At 66.7% G+C, this 24942-nt stretch carries 20 protein-coding genes; 6 read left to right on the plus strand and 14 right to left on the minus strand.

What is annotated here, in order from left to right:
* Positions 1 to 50 precede the first annotated feature (50 nt).
* The gene (locus AACH40_RS10245; RefSeq protein WP_338642322.1) at positions 51 to 461 is read right to left on the minus strand and encodes a MerR family DNA-binding protein; all 411 of its coding nucleotides are present in this window, start codon (positions 459 to 461) and stop codon (positions 51 to 53) included.
* A 126-nt stretch (positions 462 to 587) separates the two neighbouring features.
* Here AACH40_RS10245 and AACH40_RS10250 point away from each other — a divergent pair, with 126 nt between their 5' ends.
* Positions 588 to 1295 (plus strand): glutaredoxin, encoded by a 708-nt coding sequence (locus tag AACH40_RS10250; RefSeq protein ID WP_338646037.1) that lies wholly within the window; start codon positions 588 to 590, stop codon positions 1293 to 1295.
* A gap of 19 nt (positions 1296 to 1314) precedes the next feature.
* Here AACH40_RS10250 and AACH40_RS10255 read toward each other — a convergent pair whose 3' ends face one another.
* Positions 1315 to 2199 carry an N-acetylmuramoyl-L-alanine amidase gene (locus AACH40_RS10255; protein WP_338642324.1) on the minus strand — a complete coding sequence of 295 codons (885 nt, stop codon included), beginning with the start codon at positions 2197 to 2199 and terminating at the stop codon, positions 1315 to 1317.
* Positions 2200 to 2870: 671 nt separating this feature from the next.
* Here AACH40_RS10255 and AACH40_RS10260 point away from each other — a divergent pair.
* Positions 2871 to 5756, plus strand: a complete 2886-nt coding sequence (locus AACH40_RS10260; RefSeq protein WP_338642325.1) for an Rne/Rng family ribonuclease — start codon at positions 2871 to 2873, stop codon at positions 5754 to 5756.
* A 71-nt stretch (positions 5757 to 5827) separates the two neighbouring features.
* Here AACH40_RS10260 and AACH40_RS10265 read toward each other — a convergent pair whose 3' ends face one another.
* Entirely contained in the window at positions 5828 to 6454 is a 627-nt protein-coding gene (locus tag AACH40_RS10265; protein ID WP_338642327.1) for a class I SAM-dependent methyltransferase, read from the minus strand.
* A gap of 162 nt (positions 6455 to 6616) precedes the next feature.
* Between AACH40_RS10265 and AACH40_RS10270 the strand changes: the two genes are divergently transcribed.
* From AACH40_RS10270 to zapE, 4 genes are all read left to right on the plus strand, one after another.
* On the plus strand, positions 6617 to 6787 hold the full coding sequence (locus AACH40_RS10270) for a Flp family type IVb pilin (protein WP_169492955.1): 171 nt from the start codon (positions 6617 to 6619) through the stop codon (positions 6785 to 6787).
* Between the two features lie 154 nt (positions 6788 to 6941).
* A complete protein-coding gene (locus AACH40_RS10275; protein WP_169492956.1) occupies positions 6942 to 7724 on the plus strand; it encodes a succinate dehydrogenase iron-sulfur subunit in 783 nt (260 codons plus the stop codon).
* A 39-nt stretch (positions 7725 to 7763) separates the two neighbouring features.
* The gene (locus AACH40_RS10280; RefSeq protein WP_338642328.1) at positions 7764 to 8231 is read left to right on the plus strand and encodes a PaaI family thioesterase; all 468 of its coding nucleotides are present in this window, start codon (positions 7764 to 7766) and stop codon (positions 8229 to 8231) included.
* Positions 8231 to 9364 (plus strand): cell division protein ZapE, encoded by a 1134-nt coding sequence (gene zapE, locus AACH40_RS10285; RefSeq protein WP_338642329.1) that lies wholly within the window; start codon positions 8231 to 8233, stop codon positions 9362 to 9364. Before AACH40_RS10280 ends, zapE begins: the two co-directional genes overlap by 1 nt.
* 222 nt (positions 9365 to 9586) lie before the next feature.
* Here the strand turns inward: zapE and AACH40_RS10290 are convergent, their stop codons facing one another.
* The 11 genes from AACH40_RS10290 to AACH40_RS10340 form a co-directional block, all read right to left on the minus strand.
* Positions 9587 to 11836, minus strand: coding sequence for an EAL domain-containing protein (locus AACH40_RS10290; protein ID WP_338642330.1), 2250 nt, complete (start codon positions 11834 to 11836; stop codon positions 9587 to 9589).
* A gap of 115 nt (positions 11837 to 11951) precedes the next feature.
* A complete protein-coding gene (locus AACH40_RS10295) occupies positions 11952 to 13841 on the minus strand; it encodes an XrtA/PEP-CTERM system amidotransferase (RefSeq protein WP_338642331.1) in 1890 nt (629 codons plus the stop codon).
* Between the two features lie 9 nt (positions 13842 to 13850).
* On the minus strand, positions 13851 to 15389 hold the full coding sequence (xrtA, locus tag AACH40_RS10300) for an exosortase A (protein WP_338642332.1): 1539 nt from the start codon (positions 15387 to 15389) through the stop codon (positions 13851 to 13853).
* A complete protein-coding gene (locus tag AACH40_RS10305; RefSeq protein ID WP_338642333.1) occupies positions 15386 to 16588 on the minus strand; it encodes a TIGR03087 family PEP-CTERM/XrtA system glycosyltransferase in 1203 nt (400 codons plus the stop codon). Before AACH40_RS10305 ends, xrtA begins: the two co-directional genes overlap by 4 nt.
* Positions 16585 to 17631 carry a FemAB family XrtA/PEP-CTERM system-associated protein gene (locus AACH40_RS10310; protein WP_338642334.1) on the minus strand — a complete coding sequence of 349 codons (1047 nt, stop codon included), beginning with the start codon at positions 17629 to 17631 and terminating at the stop codon, positions 16585 to 16587. Before AACH40_RS10310 ends, AACH40_RS10305 begins: the two co-directional genes overlap by 4 nt.
* A 4-nt stretch (positions 17632 to 17635) precedes the next feature.
* On the minus strand, positions 17636 to 18481 hold the full coding sequence (locus AACH40_RS10315; protein WP_338646039.1) for an XrtA system polysaccharide deacetylase: 846 nt from the start codon (positions 18479 to 18481) through the stop codon (positions 17636 to 17638).
* Between the two features lie 40 nt (positions 18482 to 18521).
* On the minus strand, positions 18522 to 19802 hold the full coding sequence (locus AACH40_RS10320) for an XrtA/PEP-CTERM system-associated ATPase (protein WP_338642335.1): 1281 nt from the start codon (positions 19800 to 19802) through the stop codon (positions 18522 to 18524).
* A gap of 16 nt (positions 19803 to 19818) precedes the next feature.
* Complete coding sequence (locus AACH40_RS10325; RefSeq protein ID WP_338642336.1) at positions 19819 to 21540, minus strand: preprotein translocase subunit YajC; 1722 nt, start codon at positions 21538 to 21540, stop codon at positions 19819 to 19821.
* Positions 21541 to 21542: 2 nt separating this feature from the next.
* Positions 21543 to 22604 (minus strand): AAA family ATPase, encoded by a 1062-nt coding sequence (locus tag AACH40_RS10330; protein ID WP_338642337.1) that lies wholly within the window; start codon positions 22602 to 22604, stop codon positions 21543 to 21545.
* Positions 22605 to 22617: 13 nt separating this feature from the next.
* Complete coding sequence (locus AACH40_RS10335; protein ID WP_338642338.1) at positions 22618 to 24135, minus strand: XrtA system polysaccharide chain length determinant; 1518 nt, start codon at positions 24133 to 24135, stop codon at positions 22618 to 22620.
* Positions 24136 to 24157: 22 nt separating this feature from the next.
* A complete protein-coding gene (locus tag AACH40_RS10340) occupies positions 24158 to 24805 on the minus strand; it encodes an XrtA/PEP-CTERM system exopolysaccharide export protein (protein WP_169492967.1) in 648 nt (215 codons plus the stop codon).
* Positions 24806 to 24942: the final 137 nt, after the last annotated feature.

The following is a 24942-nucleotide window of genomic DNA, read 5'->3' on the forward strand; positions in this document are numbered from 1 at the left end:
CGCTTTGCGCAAACGCCAGCGGGGCTGCGCAGGTAATGGCCTAGCAGCGGTCAAGCGGCGGAGCGACTTGCCTGATCGAAGGCCGAAAGGATCGGGCAGGCCCCCTGCCCGCCCCGACCGCAATCGTCGGCAAGGCGCTGCAGCGCATCGCGCGCGGCCTGCATTTCCGCGATCCGCGCATCGAGTTCGGCGATGCGCGAGCGTGCCAGCTGGCGGGCGCGGGCGCGGTCGTCGACCGAATCAAGGTCGAGCAGTTCGGCGATCTGTTCGAGCGTGAAGCCCGCCCCTTGCGCCTGGCGGATGAAGCGCAGGCGCCGCACGTCGTCATCGCCATAAGTGCGGAAACCGCCGCCCGCAGGCAGCGGCGGTTCCGCCAGCAATCCGCGCCGCTGGTAATAGCGCACCGTTTCGACGCCGACCGCGCCGGAACGGGCAAGGCCCGCGATCGTCATCTGCTTCATCGGGCCACCCCTTGACTCCGCACCATGGTACGGACCCTAGATAGGGTGGGTCACGATACAAGCAACGAGGAGCGAGGCCCCGTGTCCATCCCTGCCAAGACCGGTTCGACCGCCGAGCTTTACCGCATGGTCATGCCCAGCCACACGTGCCCCTATGGCCTGAAGGCGCTCGCCCTGCTGAAGCGCAAGGGCTTTGCGGTGGAGGACCACCATCTGGCCACCCGCGACCAGACCGACGCATTCAAGGCGGAGCATGGCGTGGCAACGACGCCGCAGGTGTTCATCGATGGCAAGCGGATCGGCGGATACGATGACCTGCGCAGCCATTTCGGCATCGCCGTGCCGGTAGCCGGGGCAACCAGCTATCGTCCGGTCGCGGCGCTGTTCGCGATGACCGCGCTGATCGCGCTGGCGGCGAGCAAGGCGGCGCTGGGCGCAGCGTTCACCGCGCTGGCGCTGCAATGGTTCGGCGGGGTCAGCATGGCGACGCTGGCGCTGCTGAAGCTGCAGGATGTCGAGCGGTTTTCGACGATGTTCCTCAACTACGACCTGCTGGCGAAGCGCTGGGTGCGCTATGGCTATGTCTACCCTTTCGCCGAGGCGCTGGCCGGCGTGCTGATGATCGCGGGCGTGCTGCCATGGCTGTCGATCCCGCTGGCGCTGTTCATCGGCACGGTGGGCGCGGTTTCGGTGTTCAAGGCGGTTTACATCGACCGGCGCGAGTTGAAGTGCGCGTGCGTCGGCGGATCGTCGAACGTGCCGCTGGGGTTCGTTTCACTGGTCGAAAACCTGGGCATGATCGCCATGGCGCTGTGGATGACGACGCACCTGTAAGGGTGCCGCGTTGCGCGGGTCAGGGGGCCGCTTCTCGCCGGGCGAGCGCGATCGTGGCAGCGCGCGCGATGGTTTCGCCGAAGCGCGCGCGCCAGGCGGGATCGGCCATGCGCGCGGCATCGTCGGCATTGCTGATGTAGCCTGCTTCGACGAGCGCGGACGGCAGATCGAGCGACTTCAGCACGACGAAGGCCGCCTGGCGGCGCGGGTCTGCGTGGAAGGCGATGCGGCCCTGCCCTTCGCGCACGACGAGATCGGCGAAAGCGACGCTTCTTTCGCGCATCTCGCGCTGCGACAGATCGACCAGGATCGAGGACACCGCACTGGAAGCACTGGCATCGGCCACAGGTCCGTCGGCGCGGTTCTCCCGCCGGGCCAGCGCATCGGCCAGCGCATCGCTGCCGCGATCGGACAGGGTGTAGACCGTGGCGCCGCCCGCCTGATCGTTGCCCGCGGCATCCGCATGGACCGAAACGAACAGGTCCGCCCCCAGCCTGCGGGCGAGATCGGCGCGTTCATCGAGCACGAGGAAGCGGTCGGCATCGCGGGTGAGCGCCACGCGCAGGCGGCCTTCGCGCAGCAGGGCATCGCGCACCGCGCGGGCGAGCAGCAGCGTGACGTCCTTTTCGCGGGTGCCGTTGGCGCCGCTTGCGCCCGGATCGTGCCCGCCGTGGCCGGCATCGATCACCACCAGCGGACGGCTGCTATCGGCCGGGCCTTCGATCGGCGGCAGGCCGAGCCGCGCGCCGGCATCGGGCAGCGCAAGGTGGATCACATAGGATTGGGCGCGCGCAACCTGACGCACCTTCCACACGCCGACGCCCACGACGACCAGCAGCGACAGCGGCAGGGCAAGCCCCAGCGCCAGTGCCGCCTGCCTGACAAAGATCGCGCGCCCTTCCATCCATCGCCGCTATGCAACGGCACGGCCGAACCGGTCCAGCGTGTTCTTGCTTGGCCGGGTGCGCATCGGGTGTCGATCTGGTGCAGGCAGGACGACACCGCCAAACCTCCGAGGCCCCGCGAAATTGCGTCATCTATCCGCAATGCAATTTAATTGCCGCTTTGCAATTGCAGTGCTAGCACCCCAAGTATCGCAAGCAGGCAGGCACCAGATTGGTGTACCAGGCCCGCCCCAAGGTTCCGCAGGAATGTGCTGGCAAAGCGCAAGGAGCCGCAAGGGGACAGGGCAAAGTGGCACCCGGCCGCCGACTTGCGAGAGAAGAATTGCGGGGGAACTTTCAAGCGCATTCGCGCCAACCCCCGCGCCAGAGGTTGATGCCGTGATGATGAGCCGAGTTGACGTCCAGCGCAAAGGTCCCCTCGCGGGACCGGCCGCTCGGGCGCTGATCGGCAAGCGCGCACTATCGCCGATCGTCATTACCGCAGACACGAACCTGCCGCCGCCGGGCGGCTCGCGCATGGACGATCCGTCCGCGCTTGCATCCGGCACCACCGCATTCGCGAAGCGACAGCGCCGGCCCGAAGCCGGCGCGCACGCCATTCGCGCCACTACAACGATCCGCGCCAAGTTCCCGGGCTTTGTCCCGCGGCGGCGCGGCTGGAGAATCCATAATGACCACGCGCATGCTGATCGATGCGCGCCACCAGGAAGAAACCCGGGTGGCGGTGCTCAAGGGCAACCGTATTGAAGAATTCGACTTTGAATCTGCGGATCACAAGCAGATCAAGGGCAACATCTACCTCGCCAAGGTTACGCGCGTAGAGCCGTCGCTGCAGGCGGCGTTCGTCGATTTCGGCGGCAATCGCCATGGCTTCCTGGCCTTCAGCGAAATCCACCCCGACTACTACCAGATCCCCAAGGAAGACCGCGAGGCGCTGCTGGCCGAAGAAGCCGCGCACGCCGAGGAAGAGGCCGCGCTGCGCGCTGCCGAGGACGCCGAGGACGACGAGTACGAAGGCGAGGATTTTGGGGGCGAGGAAGGCTACGACGCATCGGACGAAGGTGACTTCTCCGGCGGCGTGACCGAAGTCGACACATCCGAGAAGGACCATGTCGCCACGATCGAAGGCGGCGTGGTCGAGAACGGCTTCGACGATGACGGCGATGCCGATCATGCCGACGATGGCGCCGAGGCATCGGACGAAGGCAACGAAGAGGGCGGCCAGCGCCGTCCCCGCCGTGGCCGTCGCCAAGGCCGTGCGCAGGGCAAGGAAGCCGACGAACTGCGCGCCAAGCGCATGGCGCTGCGCCGCCGCTACAAGATTCAGGACGTGATCCAGCGCCGGCAGGTGCTGCTGGTGCAGGTCGTCAAGGAAGAGCGCGGCAACAAGGGCGCGGCGCTGACCACCTACCTCAGCCTCGCCGGCCGCTACTGCGTGCTGATGCCCAACAGCAGTCACGGCGGCGGCATCAGCCGCAAGATCAATTCGGCCGCGGACCGCAAGCGGCTCAAGACGATCATTTCCGAGCTGGAACTGCCCCGTTCGATGAGCTGCATCGTCCGCACCGCCGGGCTGCAGCGCACCAAGCCCGAGATCAAGCGCGACTTCGACTACCTCGCCCGCCTGTGGGACGAGATCCGCGAGCGCACGCTGAAGTCGAGCGCCCCGGCGCTGATCCATTCGGACAGCGATCTCGTTAAGCGCGCGATCCGCGACATCTACAACCGCGAGATCGAGGAAGTCGTAGTCGAAGGCGAGCACGGCTATCGCGCCGCCAAGGACTTCATGAAGCTGCTGATGCCGAGCCACGCCAAGCGGGTGAAGCAGTATGCCGACCCGGTGCCGCTGTTCCAGCGCTATGGCGCCGAGGACCAGCTGACGGCGATGTACGATCCGGTGGTGCAGCTCAAGAGCGGCGGCTACCTCGTGATCAACCCGACCGAGGCGCTGGTCTCGATCGACATCAACTCGGGCCGTTCCACCAAGGAGCACGGCATCGAGCAGACGGCGGTTGCCACCAACCTCGAAGCCGCGCGCGAAATCGCCCGCCAGCTGCGCCTGCGCGACATGGCGGGCCTCGTGGTCATCGACTTCATCGACATGGAATACGGATCGAACATCCGTAAGGTCGAAAAGGCGATGAAGGACGCGCTCAAGAACGACCGCGCCCGCATCCAGGTCGGCCGCATCTCGGGCTTCGGCCTGATGGAGATGAGCCGCCAGCGCCTGCGCACCGGCGTGCTGGAAGCGACGACCCGTGCCTGCCCGCACTGCGATGGTTCGGGCCTGGTCCGCACCGCATCGTCCGCCGGCCTTTCGGCGCTGCGCCTGATCGAGGACGAAGCCGCCAAGGGCAAGGGCACCGTCGTCACGCTCTATGCTTCACAGGAAGCGGCGATCTACGTGCTCAACGCCAAGCGCACCGATCTTGCCGAGATCGAGGACCGCTATGGCGTTTCGGTCGAGGTGATCCCCGAAGGCGAGAACGAAGGCGCGAAGATGCGCGTTGCCTCGCGCGGGCCCCGGAACGAATTCGTGCCGAAGTTCGCGCCGATCGTGGAGCTGGTCGAGGACCAGGACGACGAGATCGAAGACGATTACGACACCGAGGACGAAGCCACCGAAGACCGCAGCGAAGGCCGCCGCGAGCGCGAGCCGCGCGATGGTGGCCGCGAAAGTCGCGATGGCGATGAAGGCGGCCGCCGCAAGCGCCGCAAGCGTCGGCGCGGTCGCGGCCGCGATCGCCGCGAGGACGAAGGCGCCGAAGGTAGCGAGAACGCTGAAGGCGAAGCCGTCGAGACCGAGACCGACGAAGCCGAAGGCGCCGGCGAAGGTCGGGACGCGAGCGAAGGCGAAGCCGGCAATGGCGAGGAGCGCGGCGGTCGCCGCCGTCGCCGTCGCAGCCGTCGCCGCCGTGGCGGTCGCGACAACGAGGGCAACGAGACCGAAGGCAACGAAGCCGAGACCGAAGCCGGTGAAGGCGATGCCGTGACTGCGGACGCGCCCGTCGCCGAAGCGCCGGCGGTCGAGGCGCCTGCCCTCGAGGCCGAGCCGGTCGCCGAAGAAGCCCCGGCCAAGCCCAAACGCACCCGCCGCAAGAAGGCCGACGCTGCCGCCGAAGCAGCTCCGGTCGTGACCGAGGAGGTGCCGGCAGAAGCGGCACCGGTCGCGGCAGCGCCTTCCGAAGTGGCCGCTGCCGAAGCGGCTGTCGAGGAAGCGCCTGCCAAGCCCAAGCGCACCCGTCGCAAGAAGGCCGACGTCGCAGCAGAGGCCGCTCCGGCCGAAGCCGTGACCGAAGTGGTGGCCGAGCCTGCGCCGGTGGCCGAAGAGGCCCCGGCCAAGCCCAAGCGCACGCGCCGCAAGAAGGCCGACGCGGCCGTCGAAGCCGAAGCCGTCCCAGCAGCGGATGTCGCTCCGGTCGAAGCCGAACCGGCCCCGGCAGCGGAGACGGCGCCTTCGACACAGACCGTGGAAGCCAACGGGGGCGAGACCACCGAAGGCGAGGAAGGCGGCACGCCGCGTCGCGGTTGGTGGCAGCGGACGTTCGGCGCCTGATCCAGCGCGCCTGACCGGATGGAAACGGCCCCGCTGGTCTACGGACCGGCGGGGCTTTTTCGTGTCAGCGGTCAGTCCGCGCGGACTGCCTCGCCCCACTCCATCCAGCCGGCAAAGCGCGGGGTCTTGTCGATGTAGCGCCGCCCGCCGGGTGCGACGGTGAATCCCGCCTGCTCGATCCCGGCGATGACGGGACGTGTCAGGTGGCAACCCCCGGCGATGCGCTTCCACACCGGCTCGATCCGCCGCTGCCAGCGAGCGACGCCGGGATCGGGCGCCGCGCCATGTTCGGCAAAGAGCAGACGCCCACCGGGCCGCAACACCCGGCGCAGTTCGCCCAGCACACGGGCCGGGCTGTGCACCGAGCAAAGCGTGTAGGTGCACACCACCGTATCGAAGCTTGCATCGGCAAAGGGAATCGCCTCGCCCTCGCCTTGGCGCAAGTCGGCCTGCCAGCCCTTGCGCGCGGCTTCACCCCGCGCCTGGTCAAGACCCAGTGGCGAGGGATCGAGCCCGGCGAAACTGGTGATCGCCTCGGCGCGATAGAAACGCTGGTTGAGCCCGCCCCCGCAGCCAAGTTCGAACACGGCGCCTTGTGCCTTGGGCACCACCTGTGCGCGCAAATCCATGATGCCGGGCGCCGAACAGGCGCACCGGATCAGCCGCGGCACCACGACCCTGTCCCAGAAACCGCCCATGCCCCTCATCCCCTTTGCTTTCCACACGAGGATGCGCCCCTTGTCGTGAGGCGCAAGCCCTTGTCGAAACGGAGGGTGTAAACAAACCAAAGTTATAAATTATTCATAGTTTAAATCTAGAGAACGCTGCAGGGGTCCAACGATATGGAAGAAGGACGATCCATGCAGACCATTCGCACTCTGATGAGCGATACCCGCGGCGCCACGGCGATCGAGTACGGCCTTATCGCAGCGCTGATCGCGGTGGCGGCGATCACGGCGATGAGCTCGCTGGGCAGCTCGCTTTCTGGCACGTTCAACAAAGTGGCGACGACGGTGAACACCGGCGCCTGACCGCGCCGACGCAGGGCGCGCCGGGGTGATGGTCAGGCCCCCAGCGCCCTGCGCTTGCGCAAGGGCACAGACTTGCCACCTGCCCTCCTGAGCACTTGCCCTGCCCTGCGCATTCGCTAAGGACGATTCGAATAGCGCATCGGGGAAACAGTAGATGGCAACCTTCACGCTTCCGAAGAATTCTAAGATCACCGGCAAGTCGCGCCACCACGCCGCGGCCACCAATGGTCGCATCCGGAAGTTCAAGGTCTATCGCTACGACCCGGACAGCGGCGAAAACCCGCGCTACGACACGTTCGAGATCGATCTTGAGCAGTGCGGGCCAATGGTGCTCGACGCGCTGATCAAGATGAAGGGCGAACAGGACCCGACGCTGACGTTCCGCCGTTCCTGCCGCGAAGGCATCTGCGGTTCGTGCGCGATGAACATGAACGGCCGCAACGGCCTTGCCTGCACCACCGCGATCGAAGACCTGAACGGCGAGATCCGCATCACGCCGCTGCCGCACATGGAAGTGATCAAGGACCTGGTCCCCGATTTCACACACTTCTACGCGCAATACGCCTCGATCCGCCCGTGGCTGCAGACCGTCAGCCCCACGCCTTCGGGCAAGGAGCGCCTGCAGAGCCCCGAACAGCGCGAGAAGCTCGACGGCCTGTACGAATGCATCCTGTGCGCCTGCTGCTCGACCTCTTGCCCGAGCTACTGGTGGAACAGCGACAAGTTCCTCGGCCCGGCGATCCTGCTCCAGGCCTATCGCTGGCTGGCTGACAGCCGCGACGAGATGACCGGCGAGCGGCTCGACGAGCTGGAAGATCCCTTCCGCCTCTATCGCTGCCACACGATCATGAACTGCGCCAACGTCTGCCCCAAGGGCCTGTCGCCGGCGCGCGCGATCGCCGAGATCAAGAAGATGCAGGCCGAACGCGCGATCTGATCGCGTCCGGCCTGACCATCCATACTTGATCGTTTCGCCATGACCGAGATGATGACCGGTTTCCGGGTCGAGCCCAGCCCCGAGCATGAGGGCTGGCTGACCTGGGACCTGGCCGATCCGACCCGCTACAACGCCAACGCCATCGGCAAGCTGGTCGCCCGGCTGGAAGACGGGCCGGATGGCAAGCGCCGGGCGCGGCTGCGGATGTTTCCCGAGCGCAAGCATTCCAACCTGCTGGACGCGGTACACGGTGGTGCGACGCTGTCACTGATCGACATCGCGCTATTCACCGGCATGCGGCTGATCCTCGACGGCAATGCGGCGGGATCGGTAACGCTGGACCTTTCGACCCAGTTCATCGGTGCCGGCAGGCTCGACCAGCCGCTCGACGCGGTGGTCGAAGTGCTGCGCGAAACCAAGCGACTGGTTTTCCTGCGCGGGCTGGTCGAACAGGGCGAGGAAACGATCGCCGCGTTCAACGGCACGATCCGCAAACCATCACGCTGATGGGCAGTGTTGCCGCCCGCTATGCCGCGCTGGTGGCCGCCGGCGAACTGAAGCCCGATCCCGAACAGGCAGCCGCGGCGCAGAAGCTCGACGCGTTGCAGCGCGAGCTTGAGAGCCCGCCCCCCTCGCCCGGCCTGTTGGGCAAGCTGCTCGGTCGCAAGGCGCCCGAAAGCCCCCGCGGAATCTACATGTGGGGCGATGTGGGACGCGGCAAGTCCATGCTGATGGACCTGTTCCACGACAACCTGGAAGTTCCGGCCAAGCGCCGCGCACACTTCCACGAATTCATGCTCGACGTCCACGCCCGGCTGCGCGAGGAGCGCAAGAAGGAAAGCGGCGATCCGATCCTGCCGGTGGCAGCGGGCATCGCGGCGGAGACGCGCGTGCTGTGCTTCGACGAGATGGTCGTGAACAACAGCGCAGATGCCATGATCATGAGCCGGTTGTTCACCGCGCTGATCGTTGACCACGGCGTGGTGGTGGTGACGACATCGAACCGCGTCCCGGCGAACCTTTACAAGGACGGGCTCAACCGCGAGCACTTCCTGCCGTTCATCGCGCTGGTCGAACAGCGGCTCGACGTGCTGACGCTCAACGGGCCGGTGGATTACCGCATGGAGCGGATGCGTGGCGTGGGCACGTGGCATGTACCAATCGGGCCCGAATCGACCGAGGCGGTGCGCGAGGCGTTCTTCCGGCTGACCGACTATCCGCCCGAAGACAGCGCCAACGTGCCCAGCGCGGAGATCGACGTCGGCACAGGCCGGACGATGCACGTTCCCAAGAGCCTGAAGGGCGTTGCGGTGTTCAGCTTCAAGCGGCTGTGCACCGAAGCGCGCGGCGCGGCCGACTACCTTGCGATCGCGCGAAAGTACCACACGGTGATCGTCGTCGCGATCCCGCGCCTGGGCGCCGAACTGCGCAACGAGACGATGCGTTTCATCACGCTGATCGACGCGCTGTACGAACACAAGGTCAAGCTGATCGCCACGGCGGCGGCAGATCCCGTTAACCTTTATGATTCGCGGGGCAAAGGCGATGACGAAGGCCGGTTCGCCTTCGACCGCACCGTCAGCCGGTTGATGGAGATGCAGAGCCAGGAGTACCTGGCGCTGGGCCACGGCGAGGACTGAACGCCCGCCCTGCTGGAAGTTGCCACCAAACGGCGGAAATCCAACAAAAAAAGCCCGGGTTCGACACCCGGGCTTTTTGCTTTTGGTTGCCTGAGGCAAGCAAGAGATCCCGCAGGATCAGCTCACTTGAATGCCCAGGACCAGAAATCGAACTTGCGCATAAATGCCTCCATCCACGGTGACGGAAGCGTAAATATCATTACCCGCTTTGGTTAACAAGACCTAAACGTCGGAAATTGCTCGGCGCCTTCCCTGCTCGTAATCGCTGAGGAAAACCGCGAATGGCTGCGGCCTTCCGAGGTAGTATCCCTGGGCATGGTCACAACCGAGATCGCGGAGCATCGCGAAAGTAGCAGCGTCCTCGATTCCCTCGGCAACGACCGACTGGCGCAGCGCATGGGCAAGGCCGATCGTGCTGGTGATGATCGCCCGGTCGCGTTCGCTGTCGAGCAGGCGCGAGACGAAGCGACGGTCCAGCTTGAGTTCGTCACTTGGCAGGTCGGCGAGATAGGCAAGGCTGGCCTCGCCCGTGCCGAAGTCGTCGATCGACAGCCGGAAGCCCATCTCGCGCAGCTTGGTGAGGTTGTGACACGCCGCCGGCCGATTGCGCACGCTTGAGGTTTCGGTAACCTCGATGGTGAGCAGCGAAGGCTCGATGCGGCGTCGGCGAACGATCTCGGCGAAGTTCGTGACAAGGTCCGCCTTGTCGACCATCTGCGCTGAGAGGTTGATGCTCATCTGGAACCGTGGCCCCAGAGCATTGAGCGCAAGTGCCGCGCTGATGGCTTCCTCGAGCACCCAGTACGTCAATGTGTCGATGCGCCCGGCGCGTTCTGCCTGCAGGATGAAGGCATCGGGCGCGATCGGCCCGCGTGTGGGATGGTTCCAGCGAATCAGCGCCTCGGCACCGCTGACGCGGCCCTCGAGAAAATCCCACTGCGGCTGGAAGGCGAGCCAGATCTCGCCGTTCCGCAGGCCTTCTTCAATCCGGGCGTGAAGCGACAGTTCCCACGGCGCTTCGACCAGGCGCTGCGATTCGAACAGCTCGATCGAGCGGCCATTGGCCAGCGCCTCGTTGGCGCTGGCGAGCGCGGAATTGACGCGGGTGGAGGCATCGACTCCTTCATTCCGGTCGAGGCCGAAGTGGATGTTGGTGTCGAAGGTATGCTCGCCGATCTGTAGCGGCGCCGAGAACAGCGCGCGCAAGCCTTCGAGATGGTTGAGCTGCATTTCGAGCGGGCGCGCTTCCTCGGTCCAGGCGAAGTGGCCACTTTCGCCATGATAGATTTCGTTCGCGCCCGAACCGACCGAAAGGCGGCGGGCGATCTGGCGCGCGACCTCGCCGTGCAGCTCAATGGGCAGCGTCGCCAGGATCTCTTCGTAGCGGGCCACGACGACGACGACGACATCTCGCCCGATCTCGATCGGTTGGGACGACAACGCTGCAAGGTTTGGCAGGCCCGAAAGTGACGTATGCTGGATACGCCGGGTACGTTTCTGCCAACCGCGAATAGCAGCGTAAATGAGCAAGAACGCCATGGATCCATCCGGATCGCATACGATCCCGAAAGTCCGCAACTGCATCGGCAGTACCAGCACAGTACCGACGATCGCCAAATAAAGTAGGATCCTGAACCGCTGCCTTTGAATGCGACGGATGAGGAGAATGGCCAATGCAAGCATCACAACCATCGGCACGAAGCTGAGGTTGAGCGACAGCGGCTTTCGCAGCGCTTCCGCCGCAGTAATGTCGACGGCGATGGGCTGTACCACCTGACTGCCGAAAAATCCGATCATGGCCCCTTGGTCGGAAGTGACGACAACCACGCGGCCTGCCAGGATACCCTGTGGCAGGCGGTTGCTTCTGAGCTCCCGACCCGAAATCTTGGGAATCGTCGCGGGATCGATCGAGAAATCGGGATAATATTCCGATTGTGCCCCTGAATGTCGTCCGGCCATGACCGTGCTGACGGTTGGGTAATCCTGGCCGTTCAACCTGACGCTGTAGGGCGCCGAGATAGCTTTGTACGTGAAATTGGTATTCCAGGCTGACACCGCAATTTGCGAATCCGGCACAAGACGCTTGGGCGGCAAATGGAAACTGTCGGGATCGAATTGGTCCGGCTTCTGCGAACGCACGACATACGTGAAATCTCGGCCATAGGATGCGATCGCCCGACCGAGCATGGCATCATCAGATGCATTGACCCCATAGGAAACTTTCGCGTCGAAAAAGACACTTCGCGGCATTTCCCTGCGGATGCGAGCCAAAAGGGCAGCTGCATCGCCGGTCGTAGGATCGGCCCCTTCGTCCATGGTCACGATTACAACCCGGTCCGACGCGGGCGACGCGAGGATCGGCGCTACCTTGTTCCAGTAGAACGAGCTGAACGGAGCCCAGAACGCCATGCGGCCGAGCGCCAAGCATATCAGCAGGGCTATGCCCAAGGGAGAACGCAGGAACTGGCGCATCGACCGTCGCGAAAAGAGGGCTTACGCGATCGGAATAGTCCGAATTGGTTGATATTGCCTTACCTGGTTACCCTGGGGTCAACCATCGATAGCAAACGATTTCAGCTACCTGGCTTCAGACGAGGCCCGCAAGAGATCGATCGAGCATGACAAATTGCCATAGCAAGCGGCTGTTGTCCGCCGTTCCGGAGATATGCGCATCAGCCAGTCTGCGCAACTGCCCGGCATCGAACCAGCCGGTGCGGGCAAGCGTGGCGCTGTCGGCGATGGCCCTTGCCTGACCGGCGAGCGGGCCCCGCAGCCATTGTGCGATGGGCGTGACGAAGCCCATCTTGGGGCGGAACAGCACCTCGTCGGGCAGGCTGCGGCGCATGACCTGCTTCATCAGGTACTTGCCGGTGCCGCGCCGCACGCGCAACGCTTCGGGCAGGCGGGCGCCGAATTCGACGAGGCGGTGATCGAGCAGCGGCTCGCGCGCTTCGAGGGCGACCGCCATGCTGGTGCGATCGACCTTGGTGAGGATGTCGCCGGGCAGGTAGAACTTGAGATCGGCATATTGCGCGCGATCGAGCCCGCTGCGGGCGGGCGCCCGGCGCATCGTTTCCACAAAGGGCTGCTCGGCCCGGTAATCGCCGCGCAAGCGCAAGAAATCGGCCGAGTAGAGCGCCTGGCGCTGTTCCACCTGCGTGACCGCGAGCGCGCGGGCGTAACCTTCGTCGCCATCGCGGGCGAGGCTGAGCAAGGTGGCCTTGGCCCGCAGCGGGCGCGGGGCGAAGTCCAGCCGGGGATAGAGCGCGCCGAGCGTGCCGAACAGCGGTTGGCGCAAGCCTTGGGGCAGCAGGCGGCGGACCTGTTCCTCGCCATGGTGGAACACCTGGCGGCGGTATCCGGCAAAGGCTTCGTCCGCGCCATCGCCCGACAGCGCGACGGTGACGTGGCGCCGGGCAAGCTCGCAGACGCGGAACGTGGGCAGCGCCGAGGCATCGGCGAAGGGTTCGTCGAACATGCCTGCCAGGCGGTCGATCAGCGCGTAGTCATCTGCGCCCACCGTCGCGGCGTGGTGTTCGGTCGCAAAGCGCTGCGCGATCGTTTCGGCGTAGCTGCTTTCATCGAGTGCGGCGACGTCGAACCCGATTGAGCAGGTCTTGACCGGACTGGTGCTCGCCTCGGCCATCAGCGCGACGACGCTCGAGCTGTCGACACCGCCCGAAAGGAAAGCCCCAAGCGGCACATCGGCGTCCATGCGCGAGCTGACCGCTTCGCGCAGGCGGTGGAGCAGGTGGACGCCAAGGTCCGCCTCGCTGCCACGCTCGCGGTCGGCGAACGAGATGTCCCACCATTGCACCGGCGGCGGGGCCACGCGATCGTGCCACAGCAGGCGGTAATGGCCGGCGGCAAGCTTTTCGACGCCTTTCAGGATCGAGCGATGGTCGGGGACGTAGCCCCAGGCGAGATAGTCCTCGATCGCCAACGGGTCTATCTCACGCCGCAGCGAAGGGTGCGCCAGCAGCGCCTTGAGTTCGGAGCCGAAGATCACGCTGCCATCGGCCAGCGTTGCGGTAAACAGCGGCTTCACGCCGAGCCGGTCGCGGGCAAGGAGCAGCGTACGTTCGCGCAGATCGTAAAGCGCGAAGGCGAACATGCCATGGAGCCTTGGCAGGCAATCGACGCCCCAGCGCTGCCAGGCGGCGAGGATCACCTCGCTGTCGCCATCGGTGTGGAACTGCACGCCTTCGGCGGCGAGTTCGCGGCGCAGCTCGCGGTAGTTGTAGATCTCGCCATTGAACACAAGCATCGCCGCGCCGTCGGCCGAGGCCATAGGCTGGGGCGAGCCGGCAAGGTCGATGATCGCGAGGCGGCGATGGCCGAGTCCGACGCCGGGTGCAGTCCAGACCCCGTCGCCGTCCGGCCCCCGATGCGCGATGGCATCGCACATGGCGCGCACGCGCGTCGGGTCGACGGGCTTGAGGCCCTCGGTGTGGAAGATGCCTGCTATGCCGCACATGCGAGCCGCCTAGCGCGCCTGGCCGATGCGGTCTATCCATGCCGCCGGATCGCCGATCGCGGCTTCGAAAGCGTGGATGGACGCGCCCGATACTTCGCGCTCGCTCGACAGGATCAGCACCGAGGTTGGCCGGGCGCGCAGCAGCAGCCGATCGCGGATGTTGGCGAGCTTGAGCCGGGCGTTGCTGCCGGTCAGGACATCGCCACTGCGATAACGGGTAACGGCAAGGCGGTGGACCGGCCCCGGCGCCTGCAACAGGTCCACCCGCGCATCGGCGAAGGCGGGCCCTTCCCCTTCCCACGCCCAAACGCTGCCGAGCGGCAGGGCGCCCTGCCCGAAGCCGCCAGCCTCGCGCCCTTCGGACTGCGTGGCATAGAGCGCGAAGGAGACATCGACGACATGGCCGGCCCTGTCGGCATAGCGACCGAACAGGCGATGGTCGGCACCGGTATGGAGTGGCTGCCATGGCGCTTCGGGAACGATGGAGACCTGCTTCCAGCCCGGCACCTGAGGCAAGGCGATGCGCTGCGGAAGCTGCGCCTCGATGCGGGTAGCGGCCGCGGCCCATGCGAAGATCGTGACGAGGATGGCGGCTGCGCCCGCGAGCGCCAGCGGGCCGGCGACCCTTGCCCGACCGAGCTTGGTCAGCACGGGTAAAGCTTCGAGCGCGGCGGCATCGATGAAGGGATCGTCGACCGGCCGATCGAAGAAGCGCCAGCCGAGCGCCATGGCACAGGCCATGACCACCGCGAAGAACACCCAACCGTAAAAGATATGATCGAAACCGGCGGCGAACTGGATGCCGAAGATCCCGGCAAGCCAGATCGTGCCCCAGGCGCGCACGCCGTTCGCCAGCACCGGGATGACCAGCGACAGCGCCATGAAAGCGGCGCGTCGCGGCCAGGACCGGAAGCAGACATTGGACACCAGCGTGCCATACGCGATCATCGCGATCAGGAACTTCACCCCCGAGCACGCCTCTGCCACTTCGAAGTAACCGGCTGGCGTGCTGATGAACACGCCATCGAGCACGGCCGGTTCCCCCGCCACGCGCAGCAGCAGCATGGCGAGGCGCGCGGTGATCTGCTGGAGCGTGGGGATCAGTTCGTCGCCGAAGGGCACGAGGAAGAGCAGGTAGCCGAGCGGGAACAGCAGCCCGGCGGTAACGCGCGGTCCCAGCAGCAACGGCACCATGCACTGCGCCATGACGACGACGCCGAGCTGGCGGGCGAGCGAGAAGCCCGAGAAATCGCCCAGCATCCACAAAAGCGCACCGCCGGCAAAGGGCAGCAGGGCCGGCCACCAGCCCTGTGGCGTCAACTCGCGCAACTGCGGCCAGCGCTGGCTCACCAGCCAGGCGAGGATCGCAGGTACGAGCAGGACGTGGTTGTAGGTCGAGGAATCCCACCACTGCCCGGCCATGTCCGCCCAATCGCGGAAGAAAACGGCGACGAGCGCGCACCAGGCGAGCGCGAGCAGGCCGAGCGGGCGCCGCCAGTCCTGCGGCAGGCGCAGGAGAAGACGCGGCAACGGAGCGGTGGCGCTCATACCGCGAGCCCCAGCATCGCTGGCAAAGGCGCAAGCACGCTGTCCCATGCATGGTGTGCGAGGACGAAATCGCGCGCGGCGCATCCCATGGCGCGGCGGGCTTGCGCCTGCCCCAGCAGGGCGAGTGCGCGCGTGCCGAAAGCGTGGGCGCCATCGGCCACGGCAAAGTGTTCGCCATCACGCGCGGCAATGCCGGTGGCAGCGCCGCTGGTCAGCAGCACGGGCCGCGCCATGGCCATGGCTTCGAGCACCTTGTTCTGCACGCCCCGGGCAATGGCCAACGGCGCGACCACCAGATCGGCGCCGGCGAGCCAGGGACGCACATCGGGCACCGCGCCGGTGACCAGCACCCCGGGCAAGGCGCCGAGCGCTTGCACGGCTGCGGTCGGCGCGCGGCCCACGATGGCAAAGCGGGCGCTGGGGTACAGCGCGCGGACGCGGGGAAAGACCTGGCGCGCGAACAGCGTCACCGCCTCGACATTGGGCGGGTAGTCCATCTGCCCGGTGAACACGAGATGCGGACCGCCATCGGCTAGTTCGGGGGTGGAAGCGATGCCCGAGGGATCAAACGCGGCCGCATCGATGCCATTGCCGAGCGCCGCGAGCGCGATCCCGTCGTGTGACCGAAGCCGCGCCGAGAAGAGGTCGCGCTCCTCGGCGCTGACGAACAGCGACAGATCGGCGCGACGGGCGGCGCTTTCCTCCAGCCCGCGCAGCAGGCGGTCCTCGCGAGCATAGAGCCAGCGCCGGGGTTGGCCCGCCGCGGCGGCATAGGCTTCGTACTTGGCGGAATCGACGTCGACGAAGTCCATCACCACGCGCCCCGCGAAGTCGTCCGGCACGTAGGGCGCCATCTGCCCGGAAAAGACGAAGATCGCCGAGATCGGGCGCGTGTTGATCGTATCGCGGACCCAGGCGTGGAGCGAAGGGGCATCGAACGCGGCGACGCTGACCGGCTGGCGACGAGCGAGCGCGACGATCCCCGCCCGACCAATGGGTGGACGGGCGGCGCAGTGGTGGCTGGCACAGAGCGCCTCGATCGCGGGAAGCGCGGCCTTGTCGGCCTCGTCCTCGATCAGGCAGCCGAAGTGGACCGTGGCTGCCTCCGCGATGCGCCGCAGCAGGTGCGAGGAGCGAATGCGATCGCCGCGATCGGGCGGGAACGGCACGCGGTGGGCGAGGAACAGGACTTCGCTCATGCCAGCCCCCGCGCGATCCACGGACCTAGGCGATTGGCAATGCCCAGCGGCAGGCGCTGCCACGCGGCGATGCGGGCACGATAGCGCGGGCTGAGCGGATTGATGTCGCGCGGGGCCATGCCGTCCGCCGTCCAGTGTGCATAGGCGAGCGGTTCGGGCAGGAAGCCCCAGTTGCGCTTGAAGTGGTAGGCGCCGGTATCGACCTTCGATCGGCCGAAATCGAACCGGTCGCACCCGCGCTGGCGGGCATGGTTCATCAGGGCGTAGTACATGACATCGTTGGCGCGCAGGGTCCGCGCCGCGCGCGTGCCACCACCCCAGTAGGGGAGCACCGCCCCGCGATGGTAGAGGCTGAGCACGCTGGCGACGGGCGCGCCGTCATGGAGCACGGTGAGGATGTCGGCGTCGCTGCCAAAGGCATCAAGCACGGCGTCGAACAGCGCGCGCGGGAACACCGGCGTGCCGAGATTGCGCACGGATTCGGCGTAGACGGCATAGTGCATGGCGCGATCCTGCGCCGAGTGGCCAACGCGCACTTCGAGCGGATGGGCGAGCCCTTTGCGCACCTCGGCGCGCTGCTTGCGCGGAATCGCCAGCAGTTGCGCTTCGTCATCGGCGGCGAGCGGGGCGACGAAGCCGGCGTGGCTGTCGGTCTTCACATGCCAGCCACGCGCCTGCGGCATGGGGCCGCCGCGCAGTTCGATGGTCGGGACGTTGCGCCGCACGGCAAGTTCGCAGGCAGCGGCATAGAGAGGCTCGGCAGCAGCGGCGTCGCCGAGCATCCCGCCGCCCACGGCAAACCCGGTCGAAACGAGCGCGCGGCCGAAAAGCGGCGAATGGACGACGTGGAAGGGCAGCATGGCGACGATGCCGCCACCCCGTTCCGCCACGAGCGCAACCGCTTCGTGCCCGCAGGCGCGCATCACGGCGGATTGCCAGGCGGGCGTGTGGAAGGCGCTGGCCTGCGCATCGGCGGCGACGAAGGCGGCAAGCGCCGGTGCGTCCGCATCGCTGGCCAAGCGCACCGTGACGGGCGCGGTCATGCCCTCACCCCAATCGCGCCGCTTCGGCGCGCGCGACCTCGTCCATGCGGCCCCACGCGAAGTCCCCCAGCAGGCGGCGCAGCTTGCCCGCCATGGCATCGAGGTTGGTGTAGTGGCGCAGGCGCGAGCGCAGCGGCGCATCGTTGCGGCGCGGCTGGCCGGGGTCGATCTCCCACGGATGGAAATAGAACGCGGCGGGGCGGTGATCGCGCGAGTTGACCCGCGCCACCGCCCAGCGCGAGACGGCGTAGGGCAACAGGCGGAAGAACCCGCCGCCGCCCGCCGCCATGCGCCGACCGGCAACTTCGGCGGTGGTCACCGGAATTTCGATCAGCGGCGCGCCTTCCACGGGACGAAAGGCGAAGCGTGGGGCTTCGCGCCAGCCGTAGTGATCGTGGACGATCGGCGCGACGCTGGAGGAATAGGCATAGCCGTGTTCGGCCAGCACCTCGTGCGCCCAAGGGGTGCGCGCGTCGATCGAGAAGCTCGGCGCGCGGTAGCCGGTGACGCGCGTGCCGGAGGCATCCTCCAGCACAGCGCGGGCGCGGGCGATGTCCTGGGCGAAGGCGTCGCGCCCCAGCGTGAACACGCGGGCGTGGTCCCAGCCATGGCTGGCGATTTCGTGCCCCTGTCCGGCGATGCGTCGCATCATCGCAGGGTGGCGTTCGGCCACCCAGCCGAGCGTGAAGAAGGTGGCCTTGGCGCCCGCATCGGCAAACAGCTGCAGGATCGCGTCGCAATTGCGCTCTACGCGCCGTTCGAGCCCGTCCCAGTCGCTGCGGGCGATGGTCCTTTCGAACGCGCCGACCTGGAACCAGTCCTCGACGTCGACCGACAGGCCGTTGACCAGACCGGAGGCAGTTGCGGGCACGGGAATGTCTCGCTCGCGATCAGGCGGCAGCGCGGTGGTGGCCGTCGCTTTCGATCCATTCGATCAGCATGGCAAGGACATGGCGCAGCGCCTGTTCCTGTTCGCTGGTGCGGTCTTCCATCGCCTCGATCCGGCTGGCGAGACCGGCGATCCGCTCGGCGATCTGGGCGAGGACGTCGCTGTCCTCCACCGCCTGACGCGCAGCAGCAGTGGCGACCGCCTCGACATCGACCGGATCGGGTTGGGGCGCGGGCTCTGGCACGACGGCGTGGCGCTGGTCGGACAGTTCGATCACGGCCTGCTGCAGCTCGGCGATCTGTTCATCGCGCATGCGCAGTTCGCGCTCGAAAGTTTCGGGATCGATTCCGGCGATGACCGGCGCAGTGGCAACCGGCTCGGGCGCAGCAGCGCGAAGGACCGGCGCGACGCCGGGTTGCGCCGGCGCCGGCGTAGGCTGGACCGGCCGGGCCAGAGCCGAGCCGAAGCCACCGTCCTGATCGAGATCGGCGAGCACGTCCTGCAGCATCGCAGCATCGAGCCGGGTGCGCTGTTCAACCGCGCCCATCAGCAGCAGGCGGTTGACGATCTGGTTGATCCGGCGCGGGATGCCGCCGCTCGCCTTGGCGAGTTCGGCATAAACGCGCTGGTCGAAGGCCGGATTGCCGCGCCAGCCCACGCAGGCGAGCCGGTGTTCGACATACGGGCCGACTTCGGAAGGCTCCATCGCATCAAGGTGGTACGAGGCGATCACGCGCTGGCGCAGCTGCTCCAGTTCCGGCGTGCCCGAAAGCAGCGCGCGGAATTCGGGCTGGCCGAGCAGCAGGATCTGCAGCAGCGGATGCGCGCCCAGCTGGAAGTTCGACAGCATGCGCAGTTCCTCGAGCGCGGTGACCGCGAGGTTCTGCGATTCATCGACCACCAGCAGGCACCGCCGCCCGGCGCGCGCTTCGTCATGCAGGAAGGCTTCGAGGCGGGCGAGCGCGCTCGCCTTGTCATGCCCGGCGACTTCGAGACCGAAGGCGCGCGCGGCCATGTGAACCAGTTCCTCGCCATCAAGCTTGCTGGTGACGATCTGCGCGGCGCTGAGGCGCTGGCGATCGACCGTGGCCATCAGGTGCGCGGCGAGGGTCGACTTGCCCGAACCGACTTCACCGGTGATGACGATGAAGCCCTCCCCCTGCGCCAGGCCGTAGCCGAGGTAGGACAACGCCTTGCGGTGCGTCAGGCTCTCGAAATAGAACTGCGGATCGGGCGTGAGCTGGAACGGCCTTCCCGTCAGCTGGTAGAAGTCGTCGTACATGGCGCCGCTCGCTCCGTCAGAAATTGTAGCGCAGGCCCAATTGGCCCGACAGGATAAGCTGATCCTCAATCACATTATAGTTAACAGCATCCAAACCCAAGGCTGCTGAAGCCACAAGACGATCGGTCAGCTGGCGGTAGTACGACGCCGAAGCGCCGACCGCGTTCGAATCGCCCAGGCGGTTCTGCCGATTGCGGAACCAGGCGCTGTAGACGTTGACCCCGAAGTTGGAGCGCGCGTCGATCGGACCGCCAAGGCCCATGGTCACGTACCAGTTTTCGGACACGGTGCCATTGACGATGCCGAGCACGGTGCCCGGCGCGCCGATGAAGCGGCGGTTGGCGTATCCCGCACCCAAGGTGAACTGCAGGCGCTGCAAGGTCAGCACATAGCTTGCGTTCACGCCGCGACCACGGAAGGCGGCGGACGAAAGCGAGCCGAACGGACCGTTGAGGCAGGTGCCTCCGGTCGCGCCGAAGCCGCAGCCCGTCAGCCCCCCGCCCACCGGATCGAGGCTGCCGTTGAAATCGGTCGGCAGGCTCTGCAACTGGTTGCCAAGGCTCGATCCGAAGCCCGAAATGCCGTCGTAGACCGACACCTGCAGCGCGTGGCGCGGGTTGGGATTGTAGCTGAACGAGCCGTAATAGGTCGTGCTGTCGTACCGCCGGCCGATGAAGGCCGAAAGCGAGGTGCGCCGGCTCGGCCGCCAGATTACGCCCACGTCCCAGGTCAGCCCTTCGCTGTCATAGGCGATCTGGCGGGGTTTCGACTTGTCGACCAGGTAATGCCCGTTGCTGCCTAGCACGGGATTGCCATCGGCATCGCGGACCGCATCGCGCGAGGAGACTTGCGCATGTTCCCAGCCCACATCGCCGACCAGAGCGAGGCTGAGCGTGACCGGCAAGGTGACCTGCACGCCTGCGCGCAACGAACGGATGCGCTGGTCGAGGTTCGAGATATCTTCCTGCGTGAAGCCGCCGCTGGCCGTCACGCCGACCGGCAGGACCTCGCCCGGACGGACGCCGGCCGAAACCTGGGCGTTCTGGGTAAACGAGTGATCGAAGATGTCGGTGCGCGGCCCGTTGGGGACCAGTTGCAGCGCATCCTTGTTGTCCACCTTGGTATACCCGGCAGTGTAGCCTGCATTGACCTTCACATCGCCGATCCGCGCCGAATAGGTCGGCCCGCCGTAGACGGCATAGACCTGCGTCACCGAATCGGTGAAGCGCCCGCCGTTGACCAGCGCACTGCCGGTGGAATCGACACGCGTGCGCGATGCCAGCGCGCCAGCCTCGATCCGCAGCGTGCGCGGGATCAGGTCGCGCCGGATGCGGGCAAGACCCGAGATGGAATCGCCATCGTTGAAGTTGCCCTTCTCGACGAAGCGGCGCTCGTACCGCACCGAAAGCGAGCCCTGCGTATAGCGTCCTCCGAACTGCATGTCGGCACCCGCCGCCAGCGCGGTGTAGGTGACGGTATCGTCTCCCGGGCGCAGCTCCTTGATGAGGTTCTGCCGGACTTCGATGTAGGGCTGGATGCGCGTGCGGGTGATGCCGCCGCCCGCGCGCTTCACCGTCGGCCCGTCGCCGCCGGTGGGAGCCTCGGGATCGTCCTGTCCGGCCGAGGGCATGCTCGAAGCGGAGGTCGAACCGCCGATGCTCTGGCCAAGCGCGGGCGTCGTCGCCAGCGCGGGAAGCGCCGTAAACAGTAGCAGGCCAAGGTTCCGGGCGGCGCGCACGATCAGTCCTTGTAACCGTAATAGGTGCCGAAACGGCGACCGGTGGGAGAAAAGCGCGTGCCGTTGAGCAGCAGCTTGATGTCTTCGCACCCGGCCAGGATGTTGACGGCATCGCGCAGCGCCGCCTCCCCGGTGCGATCGGCGCGAACGACCATCAGCGCCTGGCCGACGTGCATGGCCAGTTCCGAAGCGGGCGACGCGGCGAGCGCGGGCGGGCTGTCGAAGATGACGATGCGGCTGGGCGCCTGCGCCGTCAGCCGGTCAAGCACGCGCTGCGTCCGCGCCGAGGCGAGATATTCGGTGTCCTGCCCGCTGGGATTGCCCGCCGGCAGCACGAACAGCCCCGGCACATCGGTCGCCAGGATGCAATCCTCGACCGCGATGGCCGGATCGACCAGCGCGTCCATCAGGCCCGATCCGCCGGGCAGCCCCAGAGTCGATAGCACGCTCGGCTTGGCGAAATCGGCATCGACGAGCAGGACTTCGTTGTCCTTTTCGGATGCGATCGACAGCGCCAGATTGACCGCGGTGAAGGTCTTGCCCTCGCCCGGATGGGCCGAACAGATAAGGATGCGCTCGCCGTGATCGGGCCCGCGTCCCTTGCGCGATTCCGCCGCGGTCAGCAGCAACTGGCGCTTCACGATGCGAAATTCCTCGAGCAGCGAGGTGACCGGGCCCTCGGGCTCGATCAGGCAGAGATCGCGCAGCCGCTTGCGGTCGACCTGATGGATCACCCGGCGGAACACCTGCTTGGCCGGAATGCCCTCGATCGGCGGGGCGAACGGTGCCCGCTCGGGCTCGGGCTCGGGCTGGGGCCCGGACGCGGGTTCGGGAGCGGCTGCGACCGGCTCCCTGGTCGGTTCGGGCTGGGGCACGGTTTCGGTCAATGTGCCCGTTACCGGCGTGACGAGGGGCGCAACCGGCGGCACCGCTCCGCCAAGCGGCGGTGTTGGCGGCAGCGAAAACGGGTCAAGCCCGAAGCGGCCCGCCGCGCGCTCGATCAGCGAGGGGCGGCCCTTCGATGCGGCCTTGGCGGCGGAGATTTCGTCGCGATCTTCGGTCATGGTGTCCATCCCGTCATGCCACCATGCCGCGTTTCATGTATTCGAGCGCCAGCAGTACCACGAGCACGGCGGCAAGGCCGACCGTCCCCCCGGCAAACCACTTGAGGTGCTTCCAGTATTCGCTGCGCTGTTCGCGCGTCATGCCGAGCGAGATCGACCCGACCACGGGAAGGCCGGTCGCGCGTTCCAGTTGGCCCGTGGTCGAATAGCTCGACTGCAGCTGGGCCATCGCGAAAGCGACGCCGCATCCGGCAGCAAGGCCCACCACCAGCACCAGCATCAGCAGCAACGGCCGATCGGGCGCGGAGGGGCTGCGCGGCGTGGTCGGCGGATCGATCACTTCGAACTTCACCGCATTGCGCTCGCTTTCGACCTGGCCGCGCAGGCGCAGCTGTTCGCGATCGCGCAGCAGTTTGTCATACTGTTCCTTGAGCACGTCATAGTCGCGGTTGATGCGCGCAGCTTCGGCCGCGACGGCCGGTTCGCTGTACTGTTGCGTGGAAAGCTGGGCGATGTCCTGCTGCAGCGATGCCTTGCGCGATTGCAGCGCAACGATGCTCGCCTGCCGGTCGGCCTTGATCGACTGGAGCGAGACATAGGCCGGGTTCGGCGTGCCGGCCGGCCCGCCCTCGCCGGCTGCCAGCTTGGCAAGGCCGGCGATCTGGCTCTTGAGCGCCTGCACATCGGGGTGGCTGTCGGTGAGGCCGCGCGCGCGCATCCCGGCAAGCTCGGACTGCGCCTGCGCCAGCGCGCCCTTCGCCCCGCCGGCCGCACCCGGGACCATGATCGTCGGCGGCGTGCCCGAAAGCTGGCCGTTCACTGCGGCGAGCGCGCTTTGCGCCGCGAGCAGGTCGGAATCGACACCGCGCAGTTCGCTGCGAGCACCTTCGATCCGGGCGGTCACGCCGCCGCTGCCGGGCATCAGGCCGGCGTTCTTGGCCTCGAAGGCCTGGCGGCGCTGTTCGGCGGCTTCGAGATCCTTCTGCCGGTCCTGCAGCTGCTGGTCCATGAAGGCGATGGTATCGGTCATCTCGCCGCGCCCGCCAGCAAGGTTCTCCTCGCGGAAGATGTCGATCATCTTCTGCACGATGTCCTGCGCCAGCTTGGCATTCTCGACATCGGAATAGCCGCGGCTGCCCGACGAGGCGGTGATCTCGAACAGGTTGTCCTGCTGGCTGACCACCTTGATCGCCTTGGCAAGGCCGGCAACCGTCGATTCCATCTGCTTGTCAGAGGTGACCTTGTCGCCCAGCCGCGTCGCGCGGACCACCTTTTCGAGGTTGACCGAGCTGGTCAGCGTCTGGCGCACGCGTTCGATATCGCGCTTGCGATCGCCGCCGATGCCGATCTGGTCGGACAGCACGTCGTCGATCTGGACGAAGATGCGCGCCTTGGATTCATAGCTGTTGGGCACCATGGCGACCGCGAGCCAGCCCACGAGGCACACCACCCACGCGATCCCCAGCGCCAGCCAGCGCCGGTTCCAGATCCCGTAGAGCGCGATGCGCACTTCCTCGTAGATGTTGGTCATGCCGGTGGGGATCCCCGCGCGCTCAGAAGTTGCTTTCCGGGATGATGATGACATCGCCCGGCATCAGCATCACGTTGGCCTTGCTCTCGCCCTTCTTGAGCAGGTCGCCGATGCGCAGGTTGTATTCCTTCTGCTTGCCCGTGGTCTTGTCGAACCGCACCAGCCGGGCGCGGTTGCCGGCGGCATATTCGGACAGGCCGCCCACCGCGATCATCGCATCGAGCAGCGTCATGTTGGCGCGATAGGGAATCGAGGACGGCTTCTCGGTCGCGCCGACGATCCGCACCTGCTGGCTGAACGTGCCGGCGAACTTGTTGACGATGACCGAGACGATCGGCTCCTGGATGTACTGCGACAGCTGGAGCTTGATATCCTCGGCCAGCATAGACGGGGTCTTGCCCACCGCCGGCATGTCGTTGATCAGCGGCGTGGTGATGCGCCCGTCTGGCCGCACCTGCACGCTGGCGCCCAGTTCGGGGTTGCGCCAGACGAAGATGGTCAGCTCGTCGAGCGGGCCGATCACGTATTCCTCGCCCGGGCCTTCCTGCAACGCCACGAACGAGGCGGGCGGCAACTGCTGCGCAGGCTTCGCGGCAGCGCATCCGGAGAGCGCCATGCCGGCCAGCGCAGTGCCGGCAAGGAGGAAACTGGGGCGCAACACGGTCCGCATGCAAGATCCTTCGGAACTTCCGCACGGCCAGTTCCACGACTGTCCCATGACCCGGGACCATCTGCGGAATTGCGACCGTGCTCCCCCGGGGAATTACCGCCGAGTGGTGAAGATTGCGTTAGCCTTGTTCGCAAACC

Origin of the sequence: Novosphingobium olei (assembly GCF_037076535.1) — a bacterium.
GTDB classification, from domain to species: domain Bacteria; phylum Pseudomonadota; class Alphaproteobacteria; order Sphingomonadales; family Sphingomonadaceae; genus Novosphingobium; species Novosphingobium olei.